The following is a 19698-nucleotide window of genomic DNA, read 5'->3' as shown; positions in this document are numbered from 1 at the left end:
CCTGGGACCGGGAGGCGGCCGCCGCGTGATCGCGCAAGCGGGCCAGGGCGCGCCTTGGGCCGCGCATTGACGGTACGATGAGCGCTGTCCCGCCATCGCGGACTGCGCCATAGCATCGAGGAGGTTTCGTGGCCCGACCCAAAGCAACACCGGCGCCTGCGCCGCAGGCGCCCGCCGAATCCGACGCCGCGGGCGCACTGGTGCTGGAGCGCGGGCACCGGGTCCGCCTGGCGGACCAGCTCTACGGCCAGATCTTCGAGCAGATCGTTTCCGGCGGACTGAACGTGGGCGACAAGCTGCCTTCCGAGAACGAGATCTCCGAACGCTTCGGCGTGTCGCGTCCAGTGGTGCGCGAGGCGCTGCTGCGGCTGCGCGCCGACGGCCTGATTACCGCGCACCAGGGGCTGGGCACCTTCGTCAGCCACGCGCCCGCGCCGCGCCTCAAGAGCTTCAACGACGTGCAGAACGTCAGCGCCTATCTGCGGGCCCAGGAGGTGCGGGTGGCGCTGGAGGGCGACGCCGCGCGCCTGGCCGCGCTGCGCCGCACCGACGAGCAACTCAGGAAGATCGCGGAAGCGCATGCGGCCTTCGCCGACAGCCTGGCGCGCGGCCAGGTATCGGCCGAGGCCGACCTGGCGTTCCATGCCAGCATCGCCGAAGCCAGCGGCAACGACTTCTATCTGGGGGTGCTGGAAAGCATCCACGAATCCATCAGCGGCTTCATGCGCCTGACCCTGAACCTGACCCGCACCGGTTCGCGCCAGCGCGCGCAGCGTGTGGTGGACGAACACGCCGCGATCCTGGACGCGATCCGCGAGCAGGACAGCGAGCGCGCCCGCGTCGCGATGCAGTTCCACCTGGGCCAGGCCCGCCATCGCTTGGTGGACCGCGAGCGCGACTGATTCTTGCCGCCGGCCTGCCGCGACCAAACCAGAACCACAGGAGACCAGAGTGCGAGGGAACGGAGTCATAGCGGCGGACGTGCCGGTGGAGCAAGTCCGCGAGCAGATCCTACAGGTGCTGATGGCTTGGGGCATGGCGCAGGACCTGGCGCACGTCACGGCCGGGTTGATGGCGCGGACCGACCTGCTGGGCATCGATTCGCACGGCATTTCCATGCTGCCGGCCTACGAGGACAAGCTGCGCGCTGGCACCCTGCGGCTGGACGCCAGACCGCGGATCCTGCGCGACGGCGGCGCCAGCGCGCTGATCGACGGCATGGGCGGCCTGGGCTATCCGGTGGCGGCGCAGGCGATGAACCTGGCCGTGGACAAGGCGCTGGAGCATGGCGTGGGCGCCGTGTCGGTCTGTAATTCGCATCACTTCGGCGCCGCTGGCGTGTATGCGCGCATCGCCGTCGAGCGCGGCGTGGTCGGGCTGGTGACCAGCAGCGCCAACGGCGTCATCATGGTGCCCACGCGCGGCGCCATGCCCATGCTGGGCACCAATCCCATCGCCTTCGGCGCGCCGGCCGCCTACAACGAGCCCTTTCTGCTGGACATGGCGACCACCACCGTCGCCGCCAACAAGGTCAAGGTCTACGACTTCCTGGACCAGCCGCTGCCGCCGGGCTGGGCGGTGGACGGGCAGGGCGGGGCGGTCATCGATGCGGCCGCCGCCATGCAATTCATCTTCAAGCATCCCGAGGGCGGTCTGACCCCCTTGGGCGGCACCGCCGCCATGAGCAGCCACAAGGGCTACGGCCTGGCGATGATGGCGCAGATCCTGGGTGGCACGCTCAGCGGCAGCGCCTTCGCCGCGCGCCGCGCCCCGACCCGCCGTCCGGGCGAACCCGACGATGTGGGCCATTTCTTCCTGGCTTTGAATCCCGACGCCTTCCGCGCGGCCGGTTCGTTCGAGTCCGACATGGACGACATGATCGACGCCATGCACGATACGCCGCCCGCCAACCCGGACGAACCGGTGCTGGTGGCGGGCGAGCCCGAAGCCGCCGAGCGCGCGCGCCGGCTGCGCGAAGGCATCCCCATCCCCGCCGCGCTGGCCGAGCGCCTGCGCGCCATCTGCGAGCGCGCCGGCACGCCTTATCTGCTGGACGCGGCCTGATTCCATCTTCCCTATAAACCCTTGCCCAAGAGCACAGGAACAGAGACATGAGCAATTCAGACAAGCGCAAGAAACCCGAAGAACTGCGCAGCCACCGCTGGTACGGCGCGCGCGACCTGCGCGCGTTCGGCCACCGGTCGCGCACCGCGCAGATGGGCTACCACCGCTCGGACTACGCCGGCAAGCCGGTGATCGCCATCATCAACACCTGGAGCGACATCAACCCCTGCCACAGCCACTTCAAGCAGCGCGTCGAAGAGGTCAAGCGCGGCATCTGGCAAGCGGGCGGCTTTCCGGTGGAAATGCCGGCCATGAGCCTGTCCGAACCCTTCCAGAAGCCCACCACCATGCTCTACCGCAACCTGCTGGCGATGGAGACGGAAGAGCTGCTGCGCTCCTATCCCGCGGACGGCTGTGTGTTGATGGGCGGCTGCGACAAGACCACGCCCGCGCTCCTGATGGGCGCGGTCTCCATGGACCTGCCCACCATTTTCATGCCGGCCGGCCCCATGCTGCGCGGCAACTGGAACGGCAACACCCTGGGCTCGGGCTCGGACACCTGGAAATACTGGGCCGAGCTGCGCGCCGGCAACATCACCGAGGAAGACTGGCAGGGCGTGGAGGACGGCATTGCCCGCTCGCCCGGTCACTGCATGACCATGGGCACCGCGTCCACCATGACGGGCGCGGTCGAGGCGCTGGGCCTGTGCCTGTCGGGGGCATCGTCGATCCCCGCGCCGGACTCGCGCCACGCGCAGATGGCCAGCCTGACCGGCAAGCGCATCGTCGAGATGGTGTGGGAAGACCTGAAGCCTTCCGACCTGCTGACCGCCGCGTCCTTCGACAATGCGGTGCGCACGGTGCTGGCGCTGTCCGGCTCGACCAATTCGGTGGTGCATCTGATCGCCATGGCGCGCCGCAGCGGCTTCGGGTTGGACCTGGACCGCTTCGACCATCTGGCGCGCACCACGCCAGTGCTGGCCAATCTGCGGCCGGCGGGCAAGTACCTGATGGAAGACTTTTATTACGCCGGCGGTCTGCGCGCGATGCTGGTGCAGCTGGGCGACCTGCTGGACACCTCGCAGCGCACCGTGGATGGCCGCAAGCTGGGCGAGAACATCGCCGGGGCGCGCATCTTCAACGAAGACGTGATCCGGCCGCGCGCGCAGGCGCTGATCGAGCGCGACGGGCTGGCGGTGCTGCGCGGCAACCTGGCGCCCGACGGCGCGGTGATCAAGCCGCCCGCCATGGAGGCGCAGTTGCAGGTGCACACGGGCCGCGCGGTGGTCTTCAAGGACTACAACGACATGGCCGCGCGCATCGACGATCCGGACCTGGACGTGGACGCCGACAGCGTCATCGTGCTGCAGAACGCCGGGCCGCAGGGCGCGCCCGGCATGCCGGAGTGGGGCCAGCTGCCGATCCCGCAGAAGCTCTTGAAGCAGGGCGTGCGCGACATGGTGCGCATTTCGGACGCGCGCATGAGCGGCACCAGCTACGGCGCCTGTGTGCTGCACGTGGCGCCCGAGGCCTATGTGGGCGGCCCGCTGGCGCTGGTGCAGGACGGCGACCGCATCACGCTGGACGTGCCGGCGCGGCGCCTGGAGCTGCTGGTGTCCGATGAAGAGCTGGCTGCGCGCCGCGCCGCCTGGCAGGCGCCGCCGCCGCGCTTCGAGCGCGGCTACGGCGTGCTGTACCTCAAGCATATCGGCCAGGCCGACACGGGCTGCGATTTCGATTTTCTTCAGACCGAGACGCGCGCTCCGGCCGCGGGCGAGCCTGAAATCCACTGACCCGTACAGCGGGCGCACATACTAAAAACCACGGAGGAGACAACCATGCAACAGAACAAACCGGCGGCGCGCGCACGCCTGGCCATCCTGGCGGCCGCGGGGGCGCTGGCCATGCTGCCCGGCATGCTGATGGCGCAGGGCGCGGCTTGGCCCACCAAGCAACTCAAGCTGGTGGTGCCGTTTCCGGCGGGCGGCAGCACCGATTCGGTGGGCCGCTTGCTGGCGGCCGAGCTGTCCAAGGAACTGGGCCAGACCGTGGTGGTCGAGAACAAGGGCGGCGCCAACGGCAATATCGGTTCCGATCTGGTGGCCAAGGCGGAGCCTGACGGCTATACGCTGCTGCTGTCGGGCGTCGGCTCCAACGCCATCAGCTACGCGATCTACCAGAACATGCCGTACCGCAATAGCGACTTCGCGCATATCTCGCTGCTGGCTACCGGCCCGAACGTGCTGGTGGCCAACAACGATTTCCCTGGCAAGACCTTCGCGGACTTCATCAAACTGGCTCGCGAGAACCCGGGCAAGTACACGCATGCGAGTTCGGGCAGCGGTTCCTCCGGCCACCTGGCCATGGAAATGTTGAAGCAGGACGCCAAGATCGACCTGGTGCACGTGCCCTACAAGGGCGGTGCTGCCGCCATCACCGACACCATAGGAGGCCGGGTCTCGGTACTGTTCCTGAACCAGGACGCGCTGCTGCCGCAAGTCACCTCGGGCAAGCTGCGTGCGTTGGCGGTGGCCAGCGCCAAGCGCAACCCTGCCTACCCCGACACGCCTACCGTGGCGGAGTCCGGTTATCCGGGTTTTTCAGCCGAGTCCTGGTTCGGTTTGTCGGCCCCCGCGAAGACGCCGCCCGCGGTGATCCAGCGCCTGAACCAGGCGACGGTGAAGGCCCTGTCCTCGCCCGACATCCGGCAGAAGCTGGAGAGCGTGGGCTTCGTGGTGGTGGCGGACGACCCCAAGTCGTTCTCGGCCTTCGTGGATAACGAGATCGCCAAGTGGGGCAAGGCGGCCAAGGTGTCCGGCGCGAAGATGGATTGAATGCGTGGATTGAATGCGCGGCCGGGCTTGCGGGCCCGACCGAACCTGATTTTTCTTTATGAAGTGAAGGCGGCAATGAACTCACCCTTACCCAACCGTTTCCGGCAACGCATCCTGGCGCGCGAACGTCTCATCGGATTCTGGATGTGCATGTCCAGCCACATCACGGCCGAGCTCGTGGGGCTGGCCAATTTCGACTGGTTGCTGTTGGACGGCGAACACTCGCCTAACGAGGTGCCGATGTTCCTGCAGCAGCTGCAGGCCCTGCAGGGCAGCGCCAGCGCCGCCGTGGGCCGGCCGTCGTGGAACGATCCGGTGGAGATCAAGCGGCTGCTGGATATCGGTTTCTACAACCTGCTGATTCCGTTCATCGAATCCGAAGAGGACGCGCGCCGCGCCGTGGCCGCCACGCGCTATCCGCCGCAGGGCATGCGCGGCGTGGCGGGCGCGCAGCGCAGCAACCGCTACGGCACGGTGCCCGACTATCTGCATACCATCAACGACAACATCTGCGTGCTGCTGCAGATCGAAAGCCGCCCGGGCATAGACGCGGTGGACGAGATCGCTTCGGTGGAAGGCGTGGACGGCGTGTTCATCGGGCCGTCGGACCTGGCCGCGGCGCTGGGCCATATCGGCAACCCGGGCCATCCCGAAGTCCAGGAGGCCATCCGCCACCTGTACCAGCGGGTGTCGGCGCAGGGCAAGGCGGTGGGCATCCTGGCGCCGGTGCACGCGGATGCGCGGCGCTACCTGGACATGGGCATGCACTTCGTGGCGGTGGGCACCGACCTGGGCGTGTTCAAGCAGGCGACCTTCGCCTTGCGCGAGGCGTTCCCGACCTGATGTCCGTTGTCCGGCACATTGCGTGTCGGACAACCTTGGGGAGACCAGTCCGGTGCCAGACACGCAGTGTCTGACACCGGCGGTTTACGCGTCTTCCAGCGCCAGCAGTTCACCTATCGTCTGGCGGCGGCGGATCAGCCGGGCCGTGCCCTTGTCCAGCAGCACTTCCGGCGCCAGCGGCCGGCTGTTGTAGTTCGATGACATCGACGAGCCATAGGCGCCCGCGTCGTGGAACACCAGGAAATCGCCGATGCGCGGCTGCGGCAGCAACTGGTCGGACACGACGCCGCCGGCGTCCTGGGTAAATACGTCGCCCGATTCGCACAGCGGCCCGGCGACGGCGATGCGGGTCTCGGCCGCGCCCTGCGGCCGGCTGCCGTCGGGCGCGTGCACCGAAATGCGGTGGTAGCTGCCGTACATGGCCGGGCGCATCAGATCGTTGAAGCCCGCATCGACGAGCGCGAAGTCGCGTTCCGGGCGGCGGTTGATCGAATGCACTTCGGACACCAGCGCGCCGGCCTCGGCGACCAGGAAGCGGCCCGGTTCGATCTCCAGGCGGATCTCGTGGCCCAGGCGCTCGGCGATGCGCTGGCGGGCCGCGTCCCATTGTTCGAAGTAGTGGTCGCAGTCGATGCGGGCATCGCCTTCGCGGTAGGGGATGGACAGGCCGCCGCCGGCGGAAATGGCCTCGATGTCGTGGTCCAGCGAGGCCACCACGTCAACCATGGCATCGCAGACGCTGGACAGGTGGGCGTAATCCACGCCCGAGCCGATATGCATGTGGATGCCGACCAGCTTCAGGCCGTGGCGGCGCACGATGGCCATGGCTGCGGCCACGTCGCCGATCCAGATGCCGTGCTTGCTCTGCGGGCCGCCGGTATTGGTCTTGTTGCTGTGGCCGTGGCCGAAGCCCGGGTTGATGCGCAGCCAGACGCGGTGGCCGGGCGAGGCCTGGCCGACGCGGGCCAGCATGTCCAGGGAGCCGGCGTTGACGGTGATGCCGTGCTTGAGCACGGCAGCCAGCGTGGCGTGGTCGATCAGGTCCGCGGTGAAGACGATGCCTTCCGGCTCGCCCTGGGGCTGGAAGCCGGCGGCCAGGCTGCGCTCGATCTCGCCCAGCGAGACCGCATCCACCACCGCGCCTTCGGCGCGCATCAGGCGCAGGATGTGCAGGTTGGAGCAGGCCTTCTGCGCGTAGCGGATGGTGTCGAAGCGGCGCAATTGCGCGATGCGTTCACGGATGACGGCGGCGTCGTACACCCACAGCGGCGTGCCGTGTTCGGCGGCGAGTTGGGTGAGTTGGCGCGGATCGAAGGCCATGGCGGGTGGAACCTTGAGGGAGTGAAAACAAGCCGGCATGATGCCCGGCTTCGGCCATCCAGTAAAATGCTTATATTTCCTTCATCGATTCATCCTTGATATAGGCATGGGCCATGCTGACGCACCGGCAAATCGAAGTCTTCCGCGCGGTGATGATTGCCGGCAGCGTGACCAAGGCGGCGGAACTGCTGGGCTCGTCCCAGCCGACCGTGAGCCGGGAGCTGGCGCGCATGGAGCAGGGCATAGGCTTCGCGCTGTTCGACCGGGTGGCGGGACGGCTGCGGCCCACCATGCCGGGCCTGGCGCTGTTCGACGAAGTCCGCCAGTCCTATGCCGGCCTGGAACGCGTGGCCTCGGCCGCCGCCCGGCTGCGGGCGTACAAGGGCGGGCAGTTGTCGGTGATCGCCTTGCCGGTTTTTTCCCATTCGATCTTGCCGGACGCGTTCCGGCGCTTCCATGAGGGGCGTCCGGGCGTCAGCTTGGCGGTCGAGACGCAGGAATCGCCCTTCCTGGAGGAATGGCTGAGCGCCCAGCGCTATGACCTGGGCCTGACCGAACACGACGCGGCACCCGCCGGCACGCGGGTGGAGCTGCTGCTGCAGGTGGACGAGGTCTGCGTGCTGCCCGACGGCCACGCACTGCTGGGCAAGCAACAGCTGGAACTGGCGGATTTCGAAGGTCATGCGTTCGTCAGCCTGTCCGCCAGCGATCCCTACCGGGTCCAGATCGATGAAGCCTTTGCCGCGGCCGGCGTGCTGCGGCGCTCCATCGTCGAGACCACGACCGCCGTGTCCGTCTGCACCTTCGTGCGCCAGGGCCTTGGCCTGGCCATCGTGAATCCGCTGACGGCGCTGGACTTCGTCGGCCGGGGGCTGCATATCCGTCCCTTGACGCGCTCGTTTCCGTTCCGGGTCAGCGTGGTGTTTCCGGAGCATCGGCCGGGTAATCCGCTGGTCGGCGCGCTGATGGCGTCACTGCGCGAGGCGGCCGACGCAGCCCGGAGCCGCCTGGCGTCCAGCCTGGACTAGGGGCAAGGCTACTGGCGCAGCCGTGAGCCGTCAGGAAGCGTCCGGGCTGGATGCAGGGCACCCCAGGCGCCGCGCCGCCGCCAGTCGATAGGCCTGCAGGCGCGCGGCCAACATCGGATCGCCTGCGAACTCCAGGCCGGTTGGCAGGACCGATGGATCGAACACCAAGCTGCGTTGAGCGTCCTGGTCTTGCGACAGGCGCTCCAGGATCAACTGGCCCAGCAGGGTCGGGGCGCCGCTGTCGGGCCAGGCCGCGGACAGGTCGTCCGTGGCGCCTTGCTGCGGCACCGGTGTGAATACCAGATCCAGTGTCACCGGTCCCGCCGACAAGGCGTCGCGCAAGGCTTGGTCCAGGCAGTCCGGACCGGCCAGGGCCTTGCCGGCGCCGTCCTCGTTGCCGCCGCTTATTGTCAGCCTTCCGATTCGCGTCCGGCCTTCCGCGTCCGTCAGGCGGTAGGGGTGGAGCATGTAGTAGTGGCGGGAGGCATAGCCGGCAAGCTGGGCGTCCTGCCGCAGTTGGCCGAAGCGCTGCGCCGCAGCGTTGGCCGCAAGGTGGGCTTGCAGCGGCCCGGCCGCGGCTTGCTCCGCGTTCAAGGCCTGCACGAAGGCTAGAAAGGTCTGCGGGTCGCGCGCGGGGAAGCCTTCGAGCGAGTGGCCGACGAGTACCAGTTGCTCATCCCGCCCGATCCGCACCGCCAGGCCGCGCGGTTCGGCGGCCGGGCTGTCCTGGGGCATTCTGGGGTCAGGCCCGGAGTCCGAGAAGCGCACGAGCAGCGCTTGGTCCGCGCCGTCGAACAGGGAGGCGGCACAGGTCCGTGACGCCTGAGGCACCGCGCGGAATTTGCCTTCGGCCAGCAGGCCGCGCGCGTGATTGACGCGACAGCCTGGCGGGACGTCCGCGCCCGCATGGAGCGCGTCGATCAGCTCTGTGGCGATAGGGTCCGGCATGGGGAGTCTCCTTTGGTCTGATGCCTGTCCCGGTCTGTCAACGCTGCGCGATGCCGGGTTTGAGTGCGATGTGCTTGTATTCGATGAAGTCCTCCAGCGCGGCCAGGCCGTTCAGGCGTCCGAGCCCGGACTGCTTGAAGCCGCCTTCCTCGGTGTTGTCGTAGACCTTGGCCCAGTCGTTGATCCACACCGAGCCCGCGTCGATGGCCTGGGCGACGCGCAGCGACCGGTCGACGTCGCGGGTCCAGACGCTGGCGGCCAGGCCGTATTCGCTGTCGTTGGCCAGGCGTATTGCTTCGGCCTCGTCGGCAAAGCGCTGGATCGTCAGCACCGGGCCGAAGGTCTCTTGCTGGATGATGGCCAGACTGTTGTCGGACACTTCCAGCAAGGTCGGGCGATAGAAGGCGCCGCTGGCCAAAGGGCCGGTAGTCACGGGCCCGCCGCGCTCGACGACGCTGGCGCCGGCCGCGATCGCAAGGTCGACCGCATGGTCGACGCGTTCGACGTTGGCGCGGTCGATCAACGGTCCCATGTCGCTGTCCGGATCGGCTGCCGGGCCTAGCTTGACCTTGCGCAGCCGGTTGGCGAGTCCGTCTCGTACCGCTGCGTAGATGCCAGCCTGCACCAGCAAGCGGGAGCCGGTCATGCAGAACTGGCCGCTGAAAACAGTCAGTGCTTTTTCCAGTACGGGCAGTGCGGCGTCCACGTCGGCGTCGTCAAACAGAATCATGGGCGTCTTGCCGCCCAGTTCCATGCCGAAGCGCTTCAAGTGCCTGGCGCCGGCGCTGCTGATCGCGCGGCCCGTGCGGGTGGATCCGGTGAAGCTGATGACGGGAACCTCGGGCGAGTCCACGAGGTACGCAGAGCCCTCGGGCCCGCTTTCGAAGAACAGGTTGATCACGCCGTCCGGCAGGTCCTCGGCTTCGGCCATGGTCTCGGCCATGAAGCTGGCGGTCTGCGCTACCTGGCCGGGCAGCTTGATGACCGCGGTGCATCCCGCCGCCAGCGCTGGGGCCAGCGACCGTATCGTCAGCACCGCCGGCGAATTCCAGGGCGCGATCACGGCCGCCACGCCCATGGGCTGGCGCAGGACCATGGAAATGCTGCCGGGCCTGGGCGTGAGCGCCCGGCCGCTTTCGAGCAGGGCTGCGGCGGCCGCATAGCGCAGCTTGCTCGGAATCATGTCGAGCTCGAAGCCGGCTTCGTCTTTGATCTTGCCGTTTTCGAGCGAGAGAATTTCCAGCAGCCGCTGGCGGTTGCGTTCGAAGGCGCGCGCCAGTTGCTCCAGCACGCGGGCGCGCAGTTCGTGGTCGTGCGCCCAAGGGGTTGCGCGGAAGGCCCGCGCGGCGGCAGCGACGGCCGATCTCGCCGCCGTCAGGCCGTTGTCGGGATAGTGGCCGATGACGTTGTGGGTGGCGGGGTCGAGCGACTCTTTCAAGGGGCCTTCGGAGCGCTGGACGCCACCGATCCAGTTATAGGCCTTGCGGGTCCAGACGGTGTTGGCGGTGTCGTTCACGATTTTGCCTCCGTGTTCCTGATCCAGTCGCTGACGCGCTCGGCCAGCATGACCACCGTAGGGTTGGTGGCGACCGAGGGCACGTCCGGGAAGCTGGATGCGTCCGCGACCCGCAGGCCGGCAATGCCGCGGACGCGGCCCTGGTAGTCCGTCACTGCGCCGGGATCGCCGTCGCCGCCCATGGGCGCGGTAGAGGTGGGGTGATGATAGATGTCCAGCGCCGCCGGCAAGGCCGCTTCAAGCGCCGCGGCGTCGGCCGCGTCCGAGCCGGGCACGAGTTCCTGCGCGATGATGTCGGATAGCGGACCTTGGCTTGCGATCCGGCGGATCAACTGGATGCCTTCGACCATCAGTTCCCGGTCCCGCGCCTCCCCGAGGATGTTGAGCTCGATGAGCGGCGCTGTGCGGGGATCGCGGTCCAGCAGCTTGAGCGTGCCGGTGGACGTGGGGCGGGTCAGCGCCAGGGCCAGCATGAAGATGGCGCCGGTGGGGGAGGCGGCGGGATCGCCGTAATGCACGGCGCTGACCTGCAGGTCGCCGTCGCCCGGTCCGGCTTGGGACGACTGTGTCCACAGGATGGCGCCGACCGGCGGGATGGGCAGCCCCAGGCGTTCGGGATGCGCGGCCCAGATCGTGAAGAAGAAGGGATGTTCTTGCAGGCGTAGGCCGACGGGAAGATCGGCCACCACGGGGATGCCCAGCGCCTTGAGGTCGGCCGCCGGCCCGATGCCGGAGCGCAGCAGGATGGCCGCCGATCCGTATGTACCGGCGGACAGCACGATCTCGCCGGCCGCGATCCGTTCGCCATCGGCCAGGATCACGGCCTGCGCCCGGCCGCCTTCGATCTCGACGCGGTCCGCCAGCGTTTCGCTGTGGATAGTCAGGTTGGGCCGTGCGCGCACCGCGTCCGAGAGATAAGTCATGCCCGTATTCAGCCGCTGTCCCATGCGGTTGTTCATGGGATAGGGACCGACGCCGAACGGCGCATCGCCGTTGAAGTCCTGGACTCTGGAATGACCCGCCATCTGCGCCGAAACCAGGAATGCGCGCTGCATGTCGGAGATTTCGTCGTCCTGCAACTGGTGCACCGGTTCCGGGCCGGAACGGCCATGGCATTGGTCGGCGCCCGAGGCGGTCCATTCGCTGCCGCGAAAGAACGGCAGCACCTCGGCGGTGGACCAATGCGGCAGGCCGGCACGGGTCCAGCGCTCGAAGTCTGCGGCGGGCGCCCGCATCCAGACGCCGGCATTCACGGCCGAGGAGCCGCCCAGCACCTTGCCCCGCGGGACCGGGAACGATTTTCCGCCCCAGCCTGGCAGGGACGAATACCCCCAGTCGTGCCCGGCATCGCCGCCGATGATGTTCTGGGCGCGGACCGCATCGGGATAGGCATGGGGCGGATAGGCCCGGCCGGCCTCGAGCAGCAGCACGCGGCGCGACGGGTCTTCGCTCAGGCGGCTGGCCAGCACGGCGCCGGCCGAACCGCCGCCAACCACGATGACGTCGAACTCGGCGTTCTCGTATTCTGATTTTTCTGATTCGGGAGGGTGACGCAGTCCAGTTTTCATGGTGGCCTCAACCAAAAAAATTTGATCTCGTATCAGGATTGGCGGTTCAAACTTATCGAACGCTGATCGGATCAAGCCGTCGTAGCCGCTTCACCCCATCGTTCTTTTGAGTGCATCATTCATCCGTACCGCCTGAGACAGAAGATGGGCGGTTGTCTCTAGACTCGCGAACATATGTCCGGAATATTCTCGATCGAATCGTTCAGTGGATTGGTGGCTTTCGCGGCCACGGTGGAGTCCGGCAGCTTTGCTGCGGCCGGGCGCAAGCTGGGCCTGTCCGCTTCCGCGGCGGGCAAGGCGGTCGAAAGGCTCGAACTCAGGCTGGGCGTGCGGCTGTTGCATCGCACTACCCGTTCGCTGGGGCCGACCGGCGAGGGCGAGATCCTCTACCGTCATGTCTCCAAGATCCTGAAGGACCTGCAGGAGGCGGAACGGGAACTGCACCTGCTCCAGAACGCGCCCCGCGGCCGCCTCAAGATCAGCGTTCCCACCGTCATGGGCCGCAGGATCGTGTTGCCGGCGCTTAGCGAATTCCACCTGAGCTTTCCCGAGGTATTGGTCGACATCAGCCTCGACGACCTGATCGTCGACGTAATCGAGGACGGCTACGACGTCGTGCTACGCCTGGGCGAACTGGCGGATTCCGGACTGCAGGCCCGGCGGATCGGTCCGCATGGGTTCACGACTTGCGCCTCGCCGGCGTACCTGGCGCAGCGCGGCACGCCGCGTACGCCCGCGGATCTCAGCGAGCATTGCTGTATCCACTACCGGTTCCCGACCACCGGCAGGCCGGAAGTCTGGGCGTTCAAGGGCGCGCAGTCGGATAAGCCGCTCAAGCCTTCCGGCATATTGAATGACGGCGAGGCCCTGGCTTCCGTGGCGATCAGCGGACTGGGGGTCGTGCAGGTACCGAACTACCTGGTAAAGGAGGACGTGGAGGCGGGGCGGCTGCAGCCGGTGCTCGAGGACTACACGGAAAGCCGCGGCAGCGTCTCGTTGCTATGGCCGCCCCGGTCGGCGGAGGTCGCCCGGGTGCGCGTGTTCATTGATTTTTTCGCCGAGCGGATCGCGGCGCAGCTGTAGCTGCGTCAGTTGGCGATTGCCGCAATGGGGGGCGTATTGCGGCGGCCAGGAACGCAAAAAAGGATGCCCAAGGGCATCCTTTTCATTTGCCGTATTCGTGACGCCCTGAAAACAGGGCGGCAGAATGGCTTAGGCCAGCGCCTTGATGGCGGCAGCCAGGCGGCTCTTGTGGCGAGCGGCCTTGTTCTTGTGGATGATGTTCTTGTCAGCCACGCGATCGATCACGCTGGAGGCCTTCTGGAACACTTCGCCAGCCGCAGCCTTGTCGCCAGCGGCGATGGATTGGCGAACGCGCTTGATGGCGGTGCGCAGCATCGAGCGCAGGCTGGAATTGTGCTTGTTGCGCTCAACGGATTGGCGAGCGCGCTTGCGGGCTTGGGCGGTATTGGCCATGTTGCTATATAAGTTGAATTCGGCAAAGTCGAACATTGTAGCAAGTCCCCGAGGGATTGCAAGCTTTTAATGTCTGATCAACCGAGGGAGCGCCCGTCAACCGGGCGGGGGCGCTGCGGGAAAAATTCCCTGGGCTGGAGAGCCCTTGCGGATGGTCCTCATGCAAAGCCTTGAGGAAAATCCGTGGCGCCTACTGGATAAAAACACCGTAACTAGTATACAACGAAGCCGCCCTCGAGAGCGGAACACCGAGCGTGGCGTTGTCAGGTAGCGACGTTAATGGAGACAAACCAGGGGGTGAAGCGGCGCACATGGATGGGCATGATGTCGCGCAGCGTGTCCAGCGCGGCGTCGGTGTCGTCCAGCGGGAAGTGACCGGATACCGGCAGGCCGCCAGCGGCCATGGAAACGCGCAGCGTGCCGCTGCGGTAAGGGCGCAGGGCGGCGATCACTTCGGCCAGGGGGCGGCCGCGGGCTTCGACCCAGCCGGCTTCCCAGGCGGATTCGGCCATGAGTTCGGCGCGCGGGGTGTCCATGCGGGCCGCGTCGAAGCGGGCGCCGGTGCCGGCGCGGACGGTGCCGTGGGCGCCAGACATCGTTTCGACTTCGACCTCGTGTTCATGCACCACCACCAGGGTGCGCTGGGCTTGCTGGCGCACCATGTAGCGGGTGCCCAGGGCGCGGACCGTGCCTTCGGCCGTCTGGACCAGGAAGGGGCGGCGCGAGTCGGGAGCCACCGACACTGTTACGGCGCCATCCAGCAGGCGGACCTGGCGATAGGCGGGAGTGAAGTCCAGGTTGACCCGGCTGCGGGCGTCCAGCAGCAGCTGGCTGCCGTCGGACAGCACATAGCGGCGGCGTTCGCCCGTGGCCGTGGCGGCATCCGCGGCGACGTTGCCCAGGGGATAGAAGGCATTGCCCACGTAAGCCGCACAGGCGCCGGTACCGGCGAGCGCCAGCGCGCCGGTCAGAAAGCGGCGGCGTGGAGGGGGGATGGCGGCGGGACCGGTAGGGGCCGCGAGCGGCGGAATGGCGGGGCCGGAGGTGGCGTAACCGGCGGGATAGGCATCGCCAAGCCGGCCGAACGTCGATCCATCCAGCGAGCCGGTCAGCTGCTGCCAGGCGTTTTCATGGGCCGGGTCGGCAGCGCGCCACGCCAGGAAGTCGTTATAGTCCTGCGCGGTCGCCTTGCCGGAGCGCAATAAGAGCAGCCAATTGATTACCTGGTCCGCCATGGGTTGTCCTTGGGCGTACTTCACTTCATGTCCCCGCAGTGATTCAAGGGGGATCCTTTCGATGGCAATTTGTAAATAATAAAGGTTTTTTACCAAAGATTACCGGGTAGTTGTCAATTCTTGACGAATCTAATGCAAAAAAGCCGGTACAAGACCGGCTTTTGAGGGGTATATAGGTAGATTGTCCGAACTTAACGCGACGGACGTCGGCCGAAGTCCCTAGGGCGGAAGCCAAACAGTAACAACATTCCGAAGTAAACCGCCCCACTGGCCGCCAGCACGCCGGCCAGCCAGGCGACCCGCTGTCCGGCGTGGGCCTGCAGGGCGATCCAGTCGATGCGCCCGTCCGCATACCAGAGCAGGGCCGCCAGCGCCGCCAGGGCAGGCAGCAGGCGCAGCGCGAACGCGGTCCAGCCGGGACCAGGCTGATAGACGCCGCGGCGGCGCAGTCCGATCAGCAGCGCCAGCGCGTTCAGGCAGGCGCCCAGGCCGATGGCCAGGGCCAGTCCGGCATGCGCCATCAGGGGTACCAGCACCAGGTTCATCAGCTGCGTCGTGATCAGCACGCCGATGGCGATCTTCACTGGCGTGCGGATGTCCTGCTTGGCGTAGAAGCCGGGCGCCAGGATCTTCACGGCCAACAGGCCGATCAGGCCGGCAGAGTAGGAAATGACCGCCAGGCGGGTCTGGCTCACGTCCTGGGCGGCGAAGGCGCCGTAGTGGAACAGGGTGGCGACCAGCCCGTCGGACAGCAGCGCCATCCCCACCGCGGCCGGCAGGCCCAGCAGCAGCACCAGGCGCAGGCCCCAGTCCAGCAGTCCGCTGTAGCCGCCGTGGTCATCGCGGGCATGGGCCGCGGACAGGCTGGGCAGCAGCACCGTGCCCAGCGCCACGCCCAGGAGAGCGGTGGGAAACTCCATCAGGCGGTCGGCGAAGGACAGCCAGGTCACGCTGCCCGGCGTTAGCCAGGTGGCGATGTTGGTATTGATCAGCAGCGAGATCTGGGCGACCGAAACGCCCAAGGTGGCGGGCGCCATCTGCTTGAGGATGCGCTGCACCGTGGGGTCGCCCCAGGCTTCGCGGAACCGCAGCGTAAAGCGCGGCGTGAGGCCGAGCCGCGCCAGCGCAATCCATTGCACGGCCAGTTGCGCCACGCCGCCGATCATGACGCCGATGGCCAGCGCGTAGATCGGCACGTCCATGCGCGGCGCCAGCCAGATGCAGGCGGCGATCATGGCCAGATTGAGCAGCACCGGCGTGAAGGCCGGCACGGCGAAGCGGCGCCAGGTATTGAGCACGCCCGAGGCGAAGGCGATCAGCGACATGCAGAAGATGTAGGGGAACATCATCCGCGTCATCCAGACCGCCGCGCCGAATTCGGTGTCGCGGTCGGCGCCGCGCAGGCCGCTGGCCATGGCGGACACGACCCAGGGGGCGGCGATGATGCCGATGAGCGTGATGAGCATCAGCGCCGCTGTCAGCAGCAGGGCTACCCGGTCCAGCAGGGTGCGGACTTCGGTTTCGGAGCGATTGTTGCGCGCCGTGCCCAAAATGGGCACGAAGGCTTGGGCGAAAGCCCCTTCGGCGAACAGGCGGCGCAGCAGATTGGGAATGCGGAAGGCGACCCAGAAGGCGTCGGTGATGGGGCCGGCGCCAAAGGCGCGGGCCACCAGGATGTCGCGGATCAGGCCGGAAATGCGGGACAGCAGGGTGAAGCTGCTGACCGTGGCCGCCGAACGAAACAGGCTCATGGATAAGACTACTGAAAAATTGCGGGCCGGCCTGGCGCCGTGGCGCGGGGATCGCGCGACGCCCAATGAAAACAGGCCCACCGGGTGGGCCTGCCTTTGTACTACATCACTTCGGAGGCATGCGGATGGCGCCATCGAGACGGATGGTTTCGCCGTTCAGCATGTCGTTGGTGATGATGCTGTGGACCAGCTTGGCGTAGTCTTCCGGACGGCCCAGGCGGGCGGGGAAGGGAATGCTGGCGGCCAGGGAGTCCTGCACTTCCTGCGGCATGCCGAAGATCATGGGCGTGCCGAAAATGCCCGGGGCGATGGTCATGCAGCGGATGCCGGTCTTGGACAGGTCGCGCGCGATCGGCAGGGTCATGCCGGCCACGCCCGCCTTGGAGGCGGCATAGGCGGCCTGGCCGATCTGGCCGTCGAAGGCGGCGACGGAGGCGGTGTTGATCATCACGCCGCGTTCGCCGGTGGGTTCGGGCGCGTTGGCGCTCATGGCTTCGGCGGCCAGGCGCATCATGTTGAAGCTGCCGATCAGGTTGATCGACACGACCTTCTGGAACAGTTCCAGCGGATGCGCGCCGTTCTTGCCCACGATCTTGGCGGCAGGCGCGACGCCGGCGCAGTTCACCAGGCCGAACAGCGAGCCCAGTTCGAGCGCGGCGGCCACGGCGTTCTTGCCGTCGGCTTCCTGGGTCACGTCGCAGTGGACGTAGCGCTGGCCCAGTTCCTTGGCCAGGGCAGAGCCCGGCTCGTCCTGCACGTCGGCGATAACGACCTTGGCGCCGTTTTCAACCAGCATGCGCACCGTGCCGGCGCCCAGTCCGGACGCGCCGCCCGTGACGATGAATACCTTGTTCGCGATTTCCATGTGTCTACCACCAGTGAGTTCTAGGGATGAAAGCGGCGCGGCAGGCGCCGGATATGACTAGGCCTTCGGGGCCGGCCGGACGCGATGCGTTCCGGTGCCGGCGCCGAAGGCCTGTGAGCCATCGAGGCGCCGATCAGCCTTGGACGGCTGCGTACAGGCGCGCCTTGATTTCTTCGACCGCGCCGACGCCGGAGATCTTGCGGTACTTCGGCGCATCGGCGGGATTCTGCTGCGCCCAGGACGAGTAGTAGTCGACCAGGGGGCGGGTCTGTTCGCGGTACACGGACAGGCGGTTGCGCACGGTGTCCTCGCGGTCGTCGTCGCGCTGGATCAGTTCTTCGCCGGTGACGTCGTCACGGCCTTCGACCTTGGGCGGGTTGAAGCGCACGTGGTAGCTGCGGCCGCTGGGCTGGTGCACGCGGCGGCCGCTCATGCGTTCGATGATGTCTTCTTCGGGGACTTCGATTTCCACCACGTAATCCAGCTTGACGCCGGCGCTCTTGAGCGCGTCGGCCTGCGGGATGGTGCGGGGGAAGCCGTCGAACAGGTAGCCGTTGGCGCAGTCGGGCTGCTGCAGACGGTCCTGCACCAGGCCGATGATGATCTCGTCGGAAACCAGGCCGCCGGCATCCATGACCTTCTTGGCTTCAATGCCCAACGGCGTGCCCGCTTTGACCGCGGCGCGCAGCATGTCGCCGGTGGAGATCTGGGGGATGCCGAAGTGTTGGGTGAGAAACGCGGCCTGGGTGCCTTTGCCGGCGCCGGGAGGTCCGAGCAAGATAAGACGCATGAGTGCTCCTGAAGGGGTGTATTTTTTGTGATCCGGGGAATTATGCCGCAATGCAGCAGCCGATGCGGAGCCGCGCCATAGGAAATAACCCTTATATCCGCTTGCCGTAGACCGCCCGGACGCGTTCCAGGTCCGCCGGGGTATCTACGCCTGCGGCAGGAGGGTGGGACGCCCGATGGACGACGATGACGTGGCCGTGTTCCATGGCCCGCAACTGTTCCAGCGATTCGAAGCGTTCCAGCGCGCCCTGCGGCAGGTACGGATAGCGGCGCAGGAACGACACCCGGTAGGCATACAGGCCGATGTGGTGCCAGGCGGGCAGGCCTTCGGCCAGGATGCGCGCGCCCGAAGCCAGCGCATCGCGGGCCCAGGGGATCGGGGCGCGGGAAAAGTACAGCGCGCGGTCGTTCGCGGCGCAGACCAGCTTCACCACATTGGGGTTGAACAGCGCGTCGGCGTCGGCCAGCGGGCAGGCGCAGGTGGCGATGTCGGCCTCGGGGCTGGCTTGCAGCTTGGCCGCGACGGCGTCGATGAGTTCGGGTTCGATCAGCGGCTCGTCGCCCTGCACATTGACCACGATGGCATCGTCGGGCAGGCCCAGCTGCTCCACGGCTTCGGCCAGGCGGTCGGTGCCGGTCGGGTGGTCGGCGCGGGTCATCAGCGCCTGCAGCCCGTGCGCCTGCACCGCTTGCTGGACGCGGAGATCGTCCGTGGCCACATAGACGCGGGAAGCGCCGGACAGCGCGGCGCGCTCGGCGGTGCGCACGACCATGGGCTTGCCAGCGATATCGGCCAGCGGCTTGTCGGGCAACCGGGTCGAGGCGGTGCGCGCCGGGATCAGGGCGATGAAGCTCATGCTGCGGCGGTTCAGGAGGAAGCGGGGGCGTCGTCCAGCGCGCGTGCTTCCGATTCCAGCATGACGGGGATGCCGTCGCGCACGGGGAAGGCCAGGCGGTCGGCGCGGCAGACCAGTTCGGCTTGCTGCCGGTCGTGTTCGAGGCGGCCCTTGCACAGCGGGCAGACGAGGATGTCGAGTAGGCGGGATTCCATGACCGGAATTCTAAAACAGTTTGCCTGGGCCCGGGCCCAGGGGCGCCGCCAGGCGGGGTGGTTTCCTAGGCCCGCGCTGGCTGGCGCAGCGCCTGTGCCAGCCAGTCGAACAGTTGCGGATCGGAAAAGCCGGCGCGTACCGGGACTTCCCACAGGCGCGGGTCGTCCAAATCGGCGCATTTGATCGCGTCCTTGGACGTGACCAGGATGGCGTCGGCCGTGAGGGTCCGGAAAGGCGATTCGGCGTAATCGTGATGATCCGGCAGGGGCAATGCGGTTTCCAGCGTGATGCCGGCGCCGCGCAGCGTGGTGAAGAAGCGTTCCGGATTGCCGATGCCGGCCGCCGCCGCGACGCGGGGCTGGCCGGCGAAGGCGGCCAGGGGGCGCTTGCCGCGGCCCGAAACCTGGCG

At 67.4% G+C, this 19698-nt stretch carries 19 protein-coding genes; 7 read left to right on the top strand and 12 right to left on the bottom strand.

Features of this window, described 5'->3' with window-relative positions; genetic code table 11:
* Positions 1-128: 128 nt before the first annotated feature.
* From WBB14_RS30370 to garL, 5 genes are all read left to right on the top strand, one after another.
* Entirely contained in the window at positions 129-902 is a 774-nt protein-coding gene (locus WBB14_RS30370) for a FadR/GntR family transcriptional regulator (RefSeq protein ID WP_424243058.1), read from the top strand.
* A 49-nt stretch (positions 903-951) separates the two neighbouring features.
* On the top strand, positions 952-2064 hold the full coding sequence (locus tag WBB14_RS30365) for an Ldh family oxidoreductase (RefSeq protein ID WP_424243057.1): 1113 nt from the start codon (positions 952-954) through the stop codon (positions 2062-2064).
* 47 nt (positions 2065-2111) lie between these two features.
* Complete coding sequence (gene araD / locus WBB14_RS30360) at positions 2112-3857, top strand: L-arabinonate dehydratase (protein WP_424243056.1); 1746 nt, start codon at positions 2112-2114, stop codon at positions 3855-3857.
* A 45-nt stretch (positions 3858-3902) separates the two neighbouring features.
* Complete coding sequence (locus tag WBB14_RS30355) at positions 3903-4898, top strand: tripartite tricarboxylate transporter substrate binding protein (RefSeq protein WP_424243055.1); 996 nt, start codon at positions 3903-3905, stop codon at positions 4896-4898.
* 75 nt (positions 4899-4973) lie between these two features.
* Positions 4974-5741, top strand: coding sequence for a 2-dehydro-3-deoxyglucarate aldolase (gene garL, locus WBB14_RS30350; RefSeq protein WP_041655817.1), 768 nt, complete (start codon positions 4974-4976; stop codon positions 5739-5741).
* Positions 5742-5825: 84 nt separating this feature from the next.
* On the opposite strand, the gene lysA is transcribed toward garL, so the two are convergent.
* On the bottom strand, positions 5826-7061 hold the full coding sequence (gene lysA / locus WBB14_RS30345; protein ID WP_424243059.1) for a diaminopimelate decarboxylase: 1236 nt from the start codon (positions 7059-7061) through the stop codon (positions 5826-5828).
* A gap of 113 nt (positions 7062-7174) precedes the next feature.
* Between lysA and WBB14_RS30340 the strand changes: the two genes are divergently transcribed.
* Positions 7175-8089, top strand: coding sequence for a LysR family transcriptional regulator (locus tag WBB14_RS30340; protein ID WP_424243054.1), 915 nt, complete (start codon positions 7175-7177; stop codon positions 8087-8089).
* A 30-nt stretch (positions 8090-8119) separates the two neighbouring features.
* Here WBB14_RS30340 and WBB14_RS30335 read toward each other — a convergent pair whose 3' ends face one another.
* The 3 genes from WBB14_RS30335 to WBB14_RS30325 are packed head-to-tail and all read right to left on the bottom strand — an operon-like array spanning position 8120 to position 12121.
* Positions 8120-9037 carry a catalase gene (locus WBB14_RS30335; protein WP_424243053.1) on the bottom strand — a complete coding sequence of 306 codons (918 nt, stop codon included), beginning with the start codon at positions 9035-9037 and terminating at the stop codon, positions 8120-8122.
* A gap of 37 nt (positions 9038-9074) precedes the next feature.
* The gene (locus WBB14_RS30330; protein WP_424243052.1) at positions 9075-10553 is read right to left on the bottom strand and encodes an aldehyde dehydrogenase family protein; all 1479 of its coding nucleotides are present in this window, start codon (positions 10551-10553) and stop codon (positions 9075-9077) included.
* On the bottom strand, positions 10550-12121 hold the full coding sequence (locus WBB14_RS30325) for a GMC family oxidoreductase (protein ID WP_424243051.1): 1572 nt from the start codon (positions 12119-12121) through the stop codon (positions 10550-10552). The genes WBB14_RS30330 and WBB14_RS30325 overlap by 4 nt, the downstream gene beginning before the upstream one ends.
* Positions 12122-12295: 174 nt before the next feature.
* Here WBB14_RS30325 and WBB14_RS30320 point away from each other — a divergent pair, with 174 nt between their 5' ends.
* Positions 12296-13204 carry a LysR family transcriptional regulator gene (locus WBB14_RS30320; RefSeq protein WP_424243050.1) on the top strand — a complete coding sequence of 303 codons (909 nt, stop codon included), beginning with the start codon at positions 12296-12298 and terminating at the stop codon, positions 13202-13204.
* Between the two features lie 129 nt (positions 13205-13333).
* Here WBB14_RS30320 and rpsT read toward each other — a convergent pair whose 3' ends face one another.
* From rpsT to WBB14_RS30280, 8 genes are all read right to left on the bottom strand, one after another.
* Positions 13334-13597, bottom strand: a complete 264-nt coding sequence (gene rpsT / locus WBB14_RS30315) for a 30S ribosomal protein S20 (RefSeq protein WP_006396042.1) — start codon at positions 13595-13597, stop codon at positions 13334-13336.
* Between the two features lie 263 nt (positions 13598-13860).
* A complete protein-coding gene (locus WBB14_RS30310) occupies positions 13861-14832 on the bottom strand; it encodes a FecR family protein (RefSeq protein WP_424243049.1) in 972 nt (323 codons plus the stop codon).
* A 191-nt stretch (positions 14833-15023) separates the two neighbouring features.
* On the bottom strand, positions 15024-16583 hold the full coding sequence (murJ, locus tag WBB14_RS30305; protein ID WP_424243048.1) for a murein biosynthesis integral membrane protein MurJ: 1560 nt from the start codon (positions 16581-16583) through the stop codon (positions 15024-15026).
* A gap of 106 nt (positions 16584-16689) precedes the next feature.
* Positions 16690-17448, bottom strand: coding sequence for a 3-hydroxyacyl-CoA dehydrogenase (locus WBB14_RS30300; RefSeq protein WP_054452382.1), 759 nt, complete (start codon positions 17446-17448; stop codon positions 16690-16692).
* Positions 17449-17581: 133 nt separating this feature from the next.
* Positions 17582-18238, bottom strand: a complete 657-nt coding sequence (gene adk, locus WBB14_RS30295) for an adenylate kinase (RefSeq protein WP_332015819.1) — start codon at positions 18236-18238, stop codon at positions 17582-17584.
* A 91-nt stretch (positions 18239-18329) separates the two neighbouring features.
* Positions 18330-19094, bottom strand: coding sequence for a 3-deoxy-manno-octulosonate cytidylyltransferase (kdsB, locus tag WBB14_RS30290; protein ID WP_424243047.1), 765 nt, complete (start codon positions 19092-19094; stop codon positions 18330-18332).
* Between the two features lie 11 nt (positions 19095-19105).
* Positions 19106-19288, bottom strand: a complete 183-nt coding sequence (locus tag WBB14_RS30285; RefSeq protein ID WP_424243046.1) for a Trm112 family protein — start codon at positions 19286-19288, stop codon at positions 19106-19108.
* Positions 19289-19353: 65 nt separating this feature from the next.
* On the bottom strand, positions 19354-19698 hold a 345-nt coding region (locus WBB14_RS30280; protein WP_424243045.1), incomplete at its 5' end, for a tetraacyldisaccharide 4'-kinase.

Source organism: Achromobacter sp., assembly GCF_049647645.1.
Taxonomy (GTDB): domain Bacteria; phylum Pseudomonadota; class Gammaproteobacteria; order Burkholderiales; family Burkholderiaceae_B; genus Achromobacter.
This window is presented reverse-complemented; position numbering and strand designations above follow the sequence as displayed.